Genomic DNA, 14397 nt, shown 5'->3' on the forward strand with positions numbered 1-14397 from the left:
CTACCCATGACGTCAGTCTCTCCCCGCCTGGACCAGGTCTCCGAGCGCCTGGCCCAAGGCCAGACCAGCGCCGTGCAACTGGCCGAGCAGGCACTGGAGCGCGCCACGCAAGGCGAAGGCCCGCGCGTGTTCACCCGCGTGCTGCCCGAGCAGGCCCTGGCGGAAGCCCGCGCCAGCGATGCGCTGCGCTCGGCTGGCCTGGCACGCTCGCCCCTCGAAGGCCTGCCCATCTCGGTCAAGGATCTGTTCGACATCGCGGGCCACCCCACGCTGGGCGGCTCCAGGCTGCTGGCCGATGCCGCACCCGCCACGCAGACGGCCGAAGTCGTGCAGCGCCTGCGCCGCGCGGGCGCGGTCATCGTGGGCACGACCAATATGACCGAGTTCGCCTACTCGGGCCTGGGGCTGAATCCGCACTACGGCACGCCGCGCAATCCCTGGCAGCGGGAAAACGACGGCGGCCGCATTCCCGGCGGCTCGTCCTCCGGCGCGGCCATCTCGGTGACCGACGGCATGGCGCTGGCCGCCATCGGCTCGGACACCGGCGGCTCGGTGCGCATTCCCTCGGCGCTGTGCGGCCTGACCGGCTTCAAGCCCACGGCGCGCCGCGTGCCCATGCAGGGCGTGCTGCCGCTGTCTGCCAATCTGGACTCCATCGGACCGCTGGCGCCCAGCGTGCGCTGCTGCGCCGCGCTGGACGCGGTGCTGTCGGGCGAATCGCAGGGCGAACTGCGCGCGGCCTCGCTGCAGGGCCTGCGCCTGCTGACGCCCACGAATGTGGTGCTGGACGGCATGGACAGCGCCGTGGCCGCGGCCTGGCAGCGTGCGCTGTCGCTGCTGTACGCGGCCGGCGTGCAGATCACCGAGGCCGTGGTGCCGCCCTTCTCCGAGCTTGCGCAGATCAATGCCAAGGGCGGCTTCACCGCCGCCGAGGCCTGGGCCTGGCACCGCAGCCATATCGACGGCGCCGGCCGCCTGGCCGACTACGATCCGCGCGTGGGCACGCGCATTCTGCGCGGCAAGGACATCAGCGCGGCCGACTATATCGAGCTCCTGGCGCGCCGCCAGCAGTGGATTGCCCGCGTCCAGGCGCAGATGGCCGATCACGACCTGATGCTCATGCCCACGGTGCCCGTGATCGCGCCCAAGATTGCCGAGCTTGAGGCCAGCGACGAAGCCTATTTCGCGGCCAACGGGCTGATGCTGCGCAATCCCACGCTGATCAACTTCCTCGACGGCTGCGCGGTGTCCCTGCCCTGCCACCGCCCGGGCGAAGCGCCCGTGGGCCTGAGCCTGGCCGGCACGGCCGCTCAGGACCAACGCCTGCTGTCGGTGGCACTGGCCGTCGAGGCCTTGCTCGCCCAAGCCTGATTGCCGATCAAAAAATAGGAGCTGCTAACGCTTTACTGCAAACGATTTCAGACAGAAAACACTCTGAAATCTATATGCAACAGGCGGTAGCAGCTCCTTTTTTATTCAGTATGAGGCCCCCCCCCCAGGCTCGGCAGGCATTGGTGCCAGCACCAGCTGTGCCTGCTCCTGCGCTTTAAGCGTCCCCTGCCAGACGGGCGCCCGGCAGCCGCGCCACGGCCTGGCCGTGGTTCAGCGCAAACGCCGTGGCCACCTCTTCGGCGGCGCGCACCACGGTTTCAGCCAGCGGGTTCTGGTGATCGTTGCGCCAGCAGGCCACCAGCGGCAGCGAGGGGAACTCGCGATCCACGCGCAGCAGGCGCAGGCGCTGCTCGGCCAGCTCACGCTGGATGATGGCCGGCGGCACGGCCGCCACGCCCAGGCCGTCGCAGACCACGCGGATCATGGTCGCCACCGAGGCAATGCAGTTCATGTGCGGCGAGGCGTTGCCTTCGGCGCTGAACAGCTGCTCGATCACCGCATACGGCTCGGAGCCGCGCGCAAAGCTCATGATGGGAAAAGCCGCCAGCTCGGCCAGGCTCAGGGTCTCGTCGCCTATGCCCAGCTTGGGGCTGCCCACCCAGGCCATGGCGAACTCGCCCAGCGACAGATTGGCAATGGCACCGCCGGACACGGGCTTGGCCTGCAGCGAGACATCGAGCTGGCCCTTGAGCAGTTGCTCCGACATATGGATGGTGGTGTCGCAGGCGATCTCCACCTGCAGGCGCGGATAGCGCTGCTGCAGCAGTGCGAGAAAGTCGGGGAACCAGCTGTGCACGATGGATTCGATGGCGCCGATGCGGATCACGCCCGCATAGGCCTGCTTGTCCAGCATGTCCTCGCGCATCTCGCGCATCAGCCTGAGCATGCGCTCGGCATGCACCAGGGCCTTGGCGCCGTCGGCCGTGAGCGTGACCTCGCGCACGCCGCGGTCGAACAGGCGCACGCCGAACTCCTGCTCCAGCGTGGCGATGCGACTGGAGACGGCAGCCTGTGTGGTGAACAGCCGCTCGGCCGTCATGCGGAAGTTGCGCAGCTCGGCCAGCAGCACAAAGGTTTCCAGAAACCGTAGATTCATGGGGCGATGTTAATCACCGCCCGCTGCCTTGCCCACTTTTCGGGTCATATCGATATAGCCCATTCGCAGAACGCTTGCGTGCACAATGCTCTGTGTCTGCGCAGACATCCTGCGCTGCGATCCACTGTCCCACCACCCCTTATTCGCGGAGGTCCGATGAGAGCTGACAACATTCTGCAAACGATTGGCGACACGCCCGTCATTCACATCAACCGTCTGTTCGGCAGCAATACCAACGTCTGGATCAAGTCCGAGCGCAGCAACCCAGGTGGCTCCATCAAGGATCGTATTGCGCTGTCCATGGTGGAAGACGCCGAGAGATCCGGCGCGCTCAAACCCGGTGGTGTCATCATCGAGCCCACCAGCGGCAACACCGGTGTGGGCCTGGCCCTGGTCGCAGCCGTCAAGGGCTACAAGCTGGTCCTGGTCATGCCCGAGAGCATGAGCATCGAGCGCCGCCGCCTGATGCTGGCCTATGGCGCATCCTTTGACCTGACTCCCAAGGAAAAAGGCATGAAGGGCGCCATCGCCCGCGCCCAGGAACTGGCCGCCCAGACGCCCGGAGCCTGGATTCCCCAGCAATTCGAGAACCCCGCCAACGTGGCCGTGCATGAGGCCACCACGGCCCAGGAAATCCTGCGCGACTTCCCCGACGGCCTCGACGCCTTCATCACCGGCGTGGGCACGGGCGGTCACCTGTCCGGCGTGGCCAAGGTGCTCAAGGCCAAGTTTCCCAACCTCAAGGTCTATGCGGTGGAGCCCGCGGCATCGCCCGTGATCTCCGGCGGTCAGCCCGCGCCCCACCCCATCCAGGGTATTGGCGCCGGCTTTGTGCCCAAGAATCTGGACGTCAGCCTGCTCGACGGCGTGATCCAGGTGGAAGCCGAGCCCGCACGCGAATACGCGCGCCGCGCCGCTCGCGAGGAAGGCCTGCTGGTCGGCATCTCCTCGGGCGCCACGCTGGCCGCCATTGCCCAGAAGCTGCCCGAGCTGCCGCCCAGCGCCAGGGTGCTGGGCTTTGCCTACGACACGGGCGAGCGCTATCTGTCGGTGGAAGGCTTCCTGCCCAACGCCTGATCGCGCCGCGCGCTTTCCTGCCACGCCGCACAAGATGCGGCGTTTTTCATGCCCGCCGCACACCTCGCGCATAGCCCGAGTTCGCCGCGCGCTCATCGACCCATGCCAATGGCCCATGGGACAAGCGGTCATCGAGTCCGCTTGACACCAAACCAGGGCACTCCCCTACCATGGGGACAAGATATGCCACAAGCATGACACGGGAGTATTTCCATCTTGTTCCGATTTTTTGAAAAACAGGTAGCCCCCTATCCCGGCCAGGAGCCCAAGGTTCCGCCCAAGGGATTCTTTGCCTTTGTCTGGGCCTGTACCCAGGGCATGCGCGGCTGGATTGGCCTGATGACCCTTACCTCGGCCCTGCTGGCCGCCTATGAAGCCGTACTGTTCGCCATCATGGGCCGCGTGGTGGACTGGCTGGGCACGGTCTCGCCCGCCAACTTCTGGGCCGAACAGCAGGCCACGGTGCAGGGCATTGCCGCCATCCTGCTCGGCAGCGTGGCGCTGCTGGCCCTGCACACCACCGTGATGCACCAGGTACTGGCCATCAACTTCCCCATGCGGCTGCGCTGGGTGTTCCACAAGCTGATGCTGGGCCAGAGCATGTCCTTCTATGCGGACGAGTTTGCCGGCCGCATCACCACCAAGATCATGCAGACCGCGCTGTCGGTGCGGGAAGTGGTGTTCATGGTGGTGGACGTGTTTGTGGGCGTGGGCGTCTACATGATCGGCATTCTGATCCTGGCCGCCAGCTTCGAGTGGCGGCTGATGATTCCGTTTGCGCTGTGGTTCGTCGCCTATGCCGCTGCCTGCTTCTATTTCGTGCCACGCCTGGGCCAGATCGGCAAGGAGCAGGCCGATGCGCGCTCCATGATGACGGGCCGCGTCACCGATGCCTATACCAATATCGCCACCGTCAAGCTGTTTGCCCACACGCGCCGCGAAGCCGAATATGCGCGCAATGCCATGGAGGCCTTCAAGGCCACGGGCTATGCGCAGATGCGTCTGGTCAGCCTGTTCGAAATCACCAACCACCTGATGATTGCCCTGCTGCTGCTGGGCAGCGGCGGCACGGCGCTCTATCTGTGGACGCAAGGTCAGGCCTCCGCCGGCGTGGTGGCGGCCGTGATTGCCATGGCGCTGCGGCTGATGGGTTACTCGCACTGGGTGATGTGGCAGATGACGGGCCTGTTCGAGAACGTGGGCACCATCCAGGACGGCATCACCACGCTGACCAAGCCGCGCACCATCGTCGATGCACCCGACGCCAAGCCGCTGCAGGTCACGCGAGGAGCGATTGCCTTCGAGGATGTGAGCTTTGGCTACAAGGCGGGCGGCAAAAAGGTGCTGGACCATCTGAACCTGCACATCCGCCCCGGCGAGCGCATCGGCCTGATCGGACGCTCGGGCGCTGGCAAGTCCACGCTGGTCAATCTGCTGCTGCGCTTTCACGAGCCGCAAAGCGGGCGCATCACCATCGACGGCCAGGACATCCGCGGCGTGACGCAGGACAGCCTGCGCAGCGCCATCGGCATGGTGACGCAGGACACCTCGCTGCTGCACCGATCCATGCGCGACAACATCCTCTACGGTCGCCCCGACGCCAGCGAAGCCGACATGCACGCCGCTGCCGACAAGGCCGAGGCTTCGGACTTCATCGCCACGCTGACCGACCTCAAGGGCCGCAGCGGCTACGACGCCCAGGTCGGCGAGCGCGGCATCAAGCTCTCGGGCGGCCAGCGCCAGCGCGTGGCGATTGCACGCGTGATGCTCAAGGACGCGCCCATCTTGCTGCTCGACGAAGCCACCAGCGCGCTGGACAGCGAGGTGGAAGCCGCCATCCAGGAAAGCCTGGACTCGCTGATGGACGGCAAGACCGTGATCGCCATTGCCCACCGCCTGTCCACCATCGCGGCCATGGATCGCCTGATCGTGATGAACGAAGGCCATATCGTGGAGGAAGGCACGCACCAGCAACTGCTGCAGCACGGCGGCATCTACGCCAAGCTCTGGGCACACCAGAGCGGCGGCTTTCTGGCCGACCAGGACGAGGCCGTGCAATAGACCGGCCCAGCCGGCATGGCTTGCAGCGCTTGATATGCGGCGCATTCGGCTCTTTTCATAAGGGCACCGGCAATTCGAAGGGGAGCTTGGCTCCCCTTTTTTTGACTGCGCTGCAGCAGCCATGCAATGGCCGGCACGACACCATGCTCTCGAGCCTCAGCCATCGCTGCAGGCGCTGCTGCGGATGGCCCTGCCCGCTGAAAGGCCGGCCGTTTATCGGCGGGATGTCTAATCCTGATCAATGGATTGCGCTGTTGCACCGAAAGTCGCAGCGCTACAATCGACCGCATGTCGCGTGCCATCCAGAGACTTTCTCTGCGGAGCGCATTGCTGCTGCTGATCATGGCAGCGCAACTGCTGATTCCGCTGCTGCACGGCCACTTCGGGACTCCGAATCAATCTGGCCTGCACGTGCACACGACGCCCTCCAGAATTGCTGATTCTCATTTCCATCTGTTCACCGGACACGACTCTCGCAGCGACCACCCTGCCCCTCAGGCTCAAGCCGAGCCCTTTGAAGTGGATGTGCAGAACGCATTGCAACCGCTGGATCTGCTGGCGGTTCCGCTGCTGGCCATCATTGGCCTGGCTCTGCTGACTTGGGGTCTGCGTGCGTCGCGCATGCGTTGCATTGCCGCCAGACCCGTACCGCGCCCGAAACCCGTGCACAGGCTTTGGCCTTGGCGCGGTCGCATCATCCGGCCGTCTCCGGCCCAAGCTCCGCCTCAATTTTCCTGAGCTCCCAAGCCTTTCACAGGCTGGTCAGCATCCGTGCCTGCGCATGGATGCATGTCTTTTCCTTTTCCGGAGTCAGGAATGTACTTGTACCAATGGCTGTTGGCTGGCGCACTTGCGCTGCCAGTCACAGGCATGGCCGCCGAGGCCGTGCCCCTATCCCCCGAGCAGGCGCGTACCTTGGGCGTGCGCTTTCAATCCATCAAGAGTTCTGGCGAACTCAATGTTTCGGCCCATGCGCGTGTGCTGCTGAGACCCGATGCCCAGGTCGTGGTTGCAGCTCCCTATGCCGGCATGCTGCCGCGCGTGCTGGTCGCGGTGGGACAGTCCGTGCGAGCCGGCCAGCCCGTGGCGACATTTGCCAGTCCACAGCTCTATGAAGCGCGTCGCGCAGTGGCGCAAGCCGAGTCGCAGTCGCGGCTGGCGCAGCAGGCCCTGACGCGCGACCGGATGCTCCATGACGACGGCATCATCGCCGCCAGCCGCTGGCAGACAACCCAGGCGCACGCTGTCGAAGCGGCGGCCATGGCCCAGGCCAGACGCGCCGAACTGGCTGCCAGCGGCGTGAAGATGGATGGCAAGGAGGCACAGTTGCTGGCGCCGCGCGCGGGCATTGTGACCGAAGTCATGGTCCAGCCCGGCACGCGCGTCGAGGCTTCGGCAGCGCTGGTGCGAGTGGCTGACCCCAAGGCGCTGGAACTGGATCTGCTGCTCGGTCGCGAGGTTCCGCTGCCCGCTGTGGGCGACCGTGTGCAGGTTGCCACGCGCGCCGCCACAGGCCGTGTCGAGGGCATTGCGCCCGTGGGGGACGGCAGCGCGGGGATGCGCGTGCGCGTGGCGCTGAGCAACAACGGCGATCTGCGTCTGGGCGAGAGTGTCACGGCCATGCTGACGCTCAAGGAGTCTGGCACGGGCAAGGCGCAGGCCAATGCCGCAGACCGTCTGCGCATCCCGGCGGCGGCACTGGTGTACTGGCAAGGCCAGAGCGGTGTATTCATAGAAACAGGACAGAGCGTGCGCTTCACGGCCTTGTCGGTGGAGACCCGGGACGAGGCGACTGCCGTGGTGCGCGGCAGGCTGCCGGCCGGGGCGCAGATTGCGGTGGCAGGCATCGCTGCACTCAAAAGCCTGCTGTCCGGAGGTGAGTAGTGCTGGCCAAGCTGATCGATTTCTCGTTGCGCCAGCGCGCTCTGGTGCTGCTCGCTGCAGCGGCCCTGGCGCTCGCTGGCGCCTGGGCCTATGTGCAACTTCCCATTGATGCCTTTCCCGATATCTCGCCCACCCAGGTGAAGGTGATCCTCAAGGTGCCGGGCATGACGCCCGAGGAGGTAGAGCAGCGCGTCTCCACGCCCGTAGAGCAGGAACTGCTGGGCCTGCCGCACAAGACCATCGTGCGCTCGGTCTCCAAGTACGGCATCAGCGACGTGACCGTGGACTTCTCGGAAGGCACGGATGTGTACTGGGCACGCCAGCAGGTGTCCGAGCGCCTGGCCGGCCTGCAGCGTGATCTGCCCGCCACGGCCGAAGGGGGGCTGGCTCCCATCACCACGCCGCTGGGCGAGATGTTCATGTTCACCATTGACAGCGAGAGCCACTCGCTGGCCGAACGCCGCTATGTGCTCGATTGGGTGATACGACCGGCACTGCGCACTGTTGCGGGCGTTGCCGACGTGAATGCCCTGGGCGGCGTGGTGCGCGGCTACGAGGTGATTCCGGACGCGGCGCGGCTGCGCGCGCGCGGCGTGACGCTGGATCAGCTGCGTCAGGCGCTAGAGGCCAACAACCGCAACGACGGAGCAGGCCGGCTGGATCGTGGCGAGGAACATTGGGTGGTGCGCGTGGAGGGAGGGGTCCGCGGGCTCGACGATTTGCGTGCAGTGGTGGTCGTGCCGGCCAGCAATGCACAGGCGGCCGCCACGGTAGGTGATGTGGCCACTGTGCGCCTGGGCGAGGCCACGCGCAATGGGGCCGTGAGCCGCGACGGGCAGGGCGAGGCGGTACAGGGACTGGTGCTGGGCCTGCGCGGCGTGGATGCTCGCCGCCTGGTCGACGCCGTGCAGGCCAGACTCGACGAACTGGCGCCGCGCCTGCCCGAGGGAATGAGCACCCAGGTGTTCTACAACCGCGGCGAGCTGGTCTCGCGCGCCGCTGGCACCGTCATGCGCGCCTTGGTCGAAGCCAGTGTGCTGGTGGTCGTCATCCTCTATCTGTTTCTCGGTGGCCTGCGTGCTGCGCTGGTGGTGGCGGCTACGCTTCCGCTGTCCATGCTGAGCACATTCTTGCTCATGCACTATGTGGGCCTGACAGCCAATCTGATGAGCCTGGGTGGTCTGGCGATTGCCTTGGGCATGTTGGTGGACGCCTCGGTGGTGGTGGTGGAGAACATTGAGACCGCACTGGCTCAGCGGCAGGAAGACGGATCTGCGGCAACAGCCGAGGACCGCTTCGCCTTGATTCGGGATGCAGTGTCGGCCGTGTCGGCTCCCATGCTGGCGGGCGTTTCCATCATCGCCATTGTTTTCCTGCCGCTGCTGTCGCTGCAAGGCCTGGAAGGCAAGCTGTTTGCGCCGGTTGCGCTGACCATCGTCCTGGCCCTGGGTGCTTCTGTACTCATTGCATTTACCGTCGTTCCGGCGCTGGCTTCATTGGTATTGCGCTCACATGCCGACGATGCGCCCTGGCTGATGCGAAGGCTGGCAGGCGGCTTTGCGCGGATGCAGGCCTGGAGCCTCGCGCACCGAAGCACGGTACTCGGTCTCGCGGTAGCGACGCTCGCCGGCGCGGCGGCCCTGTATCTGTCCGTGGGGAAGACCTTCATGCCGACCATGGACGAAGGCGATCTCATCGTGCAGTTGCAGAAAGCTCCGTCGATTTCGCTTCCCGCATCGCTGGATATGGATCAGCGCGTGCAGCAAGCGCTGCTCGAAGGCGTTCCGGAAATCCGCTCCATCGTGGCGCGCACGGGCTCGGACGATCTGGGGCTGGACCCCATGGGTCTCAACGAGACCGACACCTTTCTGGTGCTCAAGCCTCGCGCCGAATGGCGCGGCAGCAAGGAGGACATCGCCGATTCCATCCGCCGCGTGATGGAGGGTTTTCCAGGCCTGATCTACGGCTTCACACAACCCATCGAGATGCGCGTATCCGAGATGCTGACCGGTGCGCGCGGCGACGTGGCCATCAAGATCTTCGGCGCCGACCTGGCCAGGATAGACGCCGCCGCCCAGGCGATTGCGGCGCGCATGCGCAGCATCCCCGGCGCCTCCGAAGTGATTGCACCCAGCAACAGCGGCGTGCAATACCTGCAGGTCGTGCTCAATCGCGCAGCACTCGGTCAGTCCGGTTTCTCCGGTGATGCCCTGCAGGCCCAGCTACGTGCACTGGTAGAGGGCGAGCGTATCGGCATCGTGCCCGAAGGCATGGCGCGCACGCCGCTGCTGCTGCGTGGTCCAGCAGCGCTGCGGCAGTCACCGGAAGGCCTGACAAGCCTGCTGGTGACCGCACCCGACGGCACGGTCTGGCCAGTCACCTCTCTCGCGACACTCTCCCCTCAGGACGGTCCGGTACGTATCGACCATGAGGACGGAGCACGCTTTGCCGTGGTCCAGGTGAATGTCGAGGGGCGCGATCTCGCAGGCTTTGTACGCGAGGCCCAGGCCTTGGTGAATGCCGACCCCGACCTCAAGAATCTGCGCATTGTCTGGGGCGGCCAGTTCGAAAACCAGCAACGCGCGGCCGCACGTCTGGCCTTGGTCGTGCCTGTGGCGCTCTCGGCCATCTTCGTGTTACTGGTTCTCACCTTCCGTTCGACGCGACAAGCCTTGCTTGTCATCGCCAACATCCCGTTCGCGCTGGTGGGCGGCATGGCCGCTTTACGCCTTAGTGGCGAATATCTGTCGGTCCCCGCCTCCGTGGGCTTTATTGCACTGCTGGGCATTGCCGTGCTCAACGGCGTAGTTCTGGTTTCACACTTCAACGCGCTGCTGTCATCGGGGATGGAACTGGCCCAGGCTGTACGCCAGGGCGTGCGTGACCGCCTGAGGCCGGTGCTGATGACGGCCTGCATCACGGCTTTGGGCATGGTCCCGCTGCTGCTGGCTACCGGTCCGGGCTCGGAAATCCAGCGCCCGCTGGCCGTGGTCGTGGCCGGGGGCCTGATCAGCTCCACGGCACTGACCCTGTTGCTGCTGCCCTTGCTGTTCGAACGCTTTGGCCTGGCACGCAGCGCCAAGGAGGTGCGCCCATGAATGCGGCAAACGCTTTGTGCCCAAGATCCCTAGGCAATTTCAATTTCCATTTCCCGGGTATGTCTATGAAGAACGCCCTGTTTCATGCCTGTGCCTGCGCTCTGCTGCTTGCGGGTGCGGCCCAGGCTCAGAGCTATCTGCCTGCCGAAGCCACCGTGCGCATGGCCGTGGACCAGTCACCGGCAGTGCAAGAGGCCGAGGCGGTAACACGCGCGGCCCGAGCCCGCGCCGACGGCCTGCGCACGGGATCACATGAAACCGTGGTGCGCGCCTCCGGCCAGCGCCGCTGGACGCATGACGGCTCAGGCCAGCGTTTTACCGAAGGCCAGATTGCCCTGGAGCGACCGCTGCGACTCTGGGGCAAGGCCGCTGTCGACGCCGAGCTGGCCGAGGCAACCCGGGCCACCGGCCTGCTGGCAGCGCAAGATGCCCGACACGAGACGGCACGCCAGTTGCTGGCCTTGTGGTTTTCGGCTCTGCGCGCGGCTCAGGCCCGCCAGGCGGCGCAGGACAATGCCGATGCTGCTGCAGAGTTGGCGCGCGTCACCGAGCGCCGCCTGCGCGCGGGCGATGCAGCCAGACTTGAAGCCGAGCTGGCTGCCGCCGAACAGGCCCGCATGCAGGCTGCGCTGGCCGCAGCAGAGGCCGCGCAGACCTCGGCGCGGGCCGAGCTCTGCGCACGCTTTCCCGACCTCTGCCCTCTGGCCCGCATTTCAATCGACGCAAGCGCGCTGCCCGCACTCCCGAGCGGATCGGAGGCTCAGCTGCGCTCACGCTACATAGAGCACAGCCATGAGCATCTGCTGGCCCTGTCCGAGGAGACTCTGGCGCTGCACCAGGCCCGCCGCACGGATCTCGAGCGCCACCCCGACCCCACGATCGGTGTGTTTGCCAGCAGCGAGCGCGGCGGTGCCGAGCGCATTGCAGGCCTCAGCATCAGTCTGCCACTGGGCTCCGCCTATCGGCAGTCCCAGGCTGCGGCAGCGCTGACCGATGCCGATGCAGCGCTGTCGCGTCGCCTGGCGGTAGCCAGACGCCTGGGTGCGGAGTTCGATGTGCTCTGGAGCCAGCTGAATGGCAGGCGTGCTGCCGCCGCGGCACAGGTCCGTGCGGCGACGCTCCAGCGCAGCGCGACCGACCGCGCAATGCGTGCCTATCGTGCCGGCGAGTCCGGCCTGGCCGAGCTGCTGGCTGCGCGCCGCGTGCTTGCCGACGCCGTGCTGGCCGAGCGCATGGCACGCGTGGACACGCTGGAGAGCGACAGCCGCCTGCGCCTGGACCTGCATGAGCTCTGGGACTTTGACGATTGATGTCTCGCCAGGCAGTGCGGTGCCCGCACCTGTGGCTGCCGCTGCCGGCCGGGCCAGGAGCGAGAATATCGGCCCTGCCAATTGCGGCCGGCTCGTCCTGGCCAGCGCCGGAGCCAGGGAGCACTGATGACACCATGGATGAAGTCTTGCAAATCGAAGCCGGGCAATGAGACGCTGATAATGCGATGCAGCAAGAGGTCAACGCAATGAGTCCCACCTACGGCAAACTGAAACCCATCGATTACGCACAAGCTTCCACGAGTTTTGCAATCAAGGATGGCCCGCTATCCGCCATTCAGAGCCCGGCGACCGAAGAGCTGATCAGCGCGGAGCGTTTCAGCGAATTCATCAATCACCTCTATGACGCGGCTTCCCTGCCGGAAGCCTGGGTGTCTTGCCTGGAAGTGATTCGCACGCATATGCGCAGCAATTTTGCCGTGCTGATCATCCGCCAGACCGAGGGCGACAATATCGGTTTGACGATCACCGCATCCGGAGGACTCAAGGACTTGCTTACGCACGACGTCTACAGCGAGCACAGTCCGTTCCTTGGCATGCCCAAGGAGCAATTCAAGACCATTCCGGACCTGATGTCCGAAAGCGAATGGCGCAGCAGCGTCTATTACAAGGACTGGTGCCGTGTGCACAATATTTTCCATGTGATGGCTGCCGATATCGTGACCACCGATGGCAGTGTCTACGGCCTGCGGATCACGCGTCCCGAGTCGGAACCCGCCTTCAGCCAGAGGGATCTGGATCTGGGGCGCATGATCATGCCGCATATCCGCCGTGCGCTGAACATGCATCTGGCGCTGCACCATGACCGCCAGGTCATGTCGCTGTACAGCAGCGTCACGGCGCGCCTGATGGTCGGTGTCGTCATCCTGGACCAGAATGCTCACTTGCTGGAAAGCAATCCTGCGGCCAAAGGCATTCTCGATGCTCAGGACGGCATCCGGATCTCCGGCGGCATGCTGGAGGCTGAATATGCGAGCGACAACCGCAAGCTCCAGCGCCTGATCAAGGATGCCTTGCTGTCCTCCCGGACATCGACCTCGGTCATGACCGAAGGCATCTCGATTGCGCGTCCTTCGGGTCAGCTCAACTGGGGGCTTGTCGTACAGAGCATTTCCTCGGATGAAAAAGCAGAGGCCAAGAGTCGTCCCTGCGTCGCGGTGTTCATGCGCAACACCGATGGCAAGGCCGATCCGTCCGCGCATCTGGCCCAGCAGCTGTTTCAGCTCACGTCGGCGGAGACCGCGCTGGTGATCCAGCTGACCCATGGCCTGACGCTGGAGGAGGCCGCCAAAGCGCTGGGCATCCGCCTCAATACCGCAAGAGCTCACCTGCGCTCCATCTTCTCCAAGACCGGCGCCCGTCGCCAGAGCGAGCTGGTGCGCTTCTTTCTCAATAGCGCGGCCTGGCTGGGAAGCAAGAGCGGCACCTAGCCCTCGCGCAGCAGCCGCGCCCCAGGCCTTGTGCAGCCCGCCCTCATCGCCCTGGAGCAGCGGGACAGGCAAGGTTCCTCAGCGATCTGCGGGCCGCCAGGGCGCTGCCGCAAAGGCCTCGGTCATCCATGGCTTGAACGCCTTCATGGCGCCCGTGTTGTACTGCCCCGATGGGCGCACCAGGTAGATGCCGCCGGCTTCCCCCAATGTCCATTGCGGCAATATGCGGACGAGCTCTCCGGCATGGATGGAGGGCACGAGGTGCCAGTCGCTGCCGGCGATGATGCCCACACCTTTGAGGGCTGCATGAAGCAGCGCTTCATTGTCGTTGCTGAGCATGGAACCGCTGACGCGCACCGATTCGACCACCCTGGCTGAGCGCCTGCCTGCGGGCCTGACGAGCCGCCATTGCGGAAAATCCAGCAGACCGGTGTAGCCCAGACAGTTGTGACGGGCGAGATCCTCGGGTCTGCGGGGTGCTTCGTGGCGCTCGAGATAGCGGGCGGATGCACACAGAAGACGGTACTGCTAGCACAGTCGCGCGGCCACCAGCCGGCTGTCCGACAGATGGCCGATGCGTATGGCGGCATCAAAACGCTCTCCCACGAGGTCCACGATGCGGTCGCTGTACTCCACTTCGAGCACGACCTCCGGATAGGCCAGGGAAAATTCGGCCAGCATGGGACTGATCCAGCGCCGCCCCATCGACGCGGGTATGGACAGGCGCAGGCGTCCTCGCGTTTCCTGAGCTCCCTGCGCCGCTTCCTGCTCCGCCTCCCGAATCAGGTGGCTGGCCTGACTCACCTTCTCGACCAGCCGCAGGCCTTCGCTGGTGAAATGCAGCTGGCGCGTGGTGCGCTCCACCAGCCGCACACCCAGTCTTCGCTCGAGCGCCTGCATGCGCTTGGAGAGCACCGAAGGATGACGCCCGAGAGACCGTCCCGCGGCGGCAAATGAACCCTGCTCTGCCAGTGCGAGCAGCGTGGCGAGCTCGTCCGTGCGCTGACTGTCGAGTATGTGCATGGTGTCTG

General features: G+C 65.5%; 9 protein-coding genes and 1 pseudogene. 8 read left to right on the top strand and 2 right to left on the bottom strand.

Annotated features, from left to right (window positions below; translation table 11 throughout):
- Positions 1-6 precede the first annotated feature (6 nt).
- Positions 7-1371: an amidase gene (locus tag O987_RS23845; protein WP_043375191.1), complete on the top strand. Its 1365-nt coding sequence runs from the start codon at positions 7-9 to the stop codon at positions 1369-1371.
- Positions 1372-1546: 175 nt separating this feature from the next.
- Here O987_RS23845 and O987_RS23850 read toward each other — a convergent pair whose 3' ends face one another.
- Positions 1547-2488, bottom strand: coding sequence for a LysR family transcriptional regulator (locus O987_RS23850; protein ID WP_003051170.1), 942 nt, complete (start codon positions 2486-2488; stop codon positions 1547-1549).
- A 156-nt stretch (positions 2489-2644) separates the two neighbouring features.
- On the opposite strand from O987_RS23850, the gene cysK reads away from it, so the two are divergent.
- The 7 genes from cysK (at position 2645) to O987_RS23885 (ending at position 13366) form a co-directional block, all read left to right on the top strand.
- Positions 2645-3565 (top strand): cysteine synthase A, encoded by a 921-nt coding sequence (cysK, locus tag O987_RS23855; protein WP_003051168.1) that lies wholly within the window; start codon positions 2645-2647, stop codon positions 3563-3565.
- Between the two features lie 216 nt (positions 3566-3781).
- Entirely contained in the window at positions 3782-5626 is a 1845-nt protein-coding gene (locus tag O987_RS23860; RefSeq protein WP_003051166.1) for an ABC transporter ATP-binding protein, read from the top strand.
- 327 nt (positions 5627-5953) lie between these two features.
- Positions 5954-6364, top strand: a complete 411-nt coding sequence (locus O987_RS23865) for a hypothetical protein (RefSeq protein ID WP_326998630.1) — start codon at positions 5954-5956, stop codon at positions 6362-6364.
- 78 nt (positions 6365-6442) lie between these two features.
- Positions 6443-7510 (top strand): efflux RND transporter periplasmic adaptor subunit, encoded by a 1068-nt coding sequence (locus O987_RS23870; RefSeq protein WP_003051152.1) that lies wholly within the window; start codon positions 6443-6445, stop codon positions 7508-7510.
- On the top strand, positions 7510-10608 hold the full coding sequence (locus O987_RS23875; protein WP_043375196.1) for an efflux RND transporter permease subunit: 3099 nt from the start codon (positions 7510-7512) through the stop codon (positions 10606-10608). Before O987_RS23870 ends, O987_RS23875 begins: the two co-directional genes overlap by 1 nt.
- A gap of 65 nt (positions 10609-10673) precedes the next feature.
- The gene (locus O987_RS23880) at positions 10674-11918 is read left to right on the top strand and encodes a TolC family protein (protein ID WP_043375198.1); all 1245 of its coding nucleotides are present in this window, start codon (positions 10674-10676) and stop codon (positions 11916-11918) included.
- Between the two features lie 206 nt (positions 11919-12124).
- Positions 12125-13366: a helix-turn-helix transcriptional regulator gene (locus O987_RS23885; RefSeq protein WP_050874072.1), complete on the top strand. Its 1242-nt coding sequence runs from the start codon at positions 12125-12127 to the stop codon at positions 13364-13366.
- Positions 13367-13444: 78 nt separating this feature from the next.
- Here O987_RS23885 and O987_RS23890 read toward each other — a convergent pair.
- Positions 13445-14389, bottom strand: a pseudogene (locus O987_RS23890) (LysR family transcriptional regulator).
- Positions 14390-14397 lie beyond the last annotated feature (8 nt).

It is taken from the genome of Comamonas testosteroni TK102 (assembly GCF_000739375.1).
Classification (GTDB): domain Bacteria; phylum Pseudomonadota; class Gammaproteobacteria; order Burkholderiales; family Burkholderiaceae_C; genus Comamonas; species Comamonas brasiliensis.

Coding starts and splice junctions, on each gene's coding strand:
- O987_RS23870 (WP_003051152.1), top strand. CDS start 6,443: ATGTACTTGTACCAATGGCTGTTGGCTGGCGCACTTGCGCTGCCAGTC.
- O987_RS23885 (WP_050874072.1), top strand. CDS start 12,125: ATGAGTCCCACCTACGGCAAACTGAAACCCATCGATTACGCACAAGCT.
- O987_RS23880 (WP_043375198.1), top strand. CDS start 10,674: ATGAAGAACGCCCTGTTTCATGCCTGTGCCTGCGCTCTGCTGCTTGCG.
- cysK (WP_003051168.1), top strand. CDS start 2,645: ATGAGAGCTGACAACATTCTGCAAACGATTGGCGACACGCCCGTCATT.
- O987_RS23850 (WP_003051170.1), bottom strand. CDS start 2,488: ATGAATCTACGGTTTCTGGAAACCTTTGTGCTGCTGGCCGAGCTGCGC.
- O987_RS23845 (WP_043375191.1), top strand. CDS start 7: ATGACGTCAGTCTCTCCCCGCCTGGACCAGGTCTCCGAGCGCCTGGCC.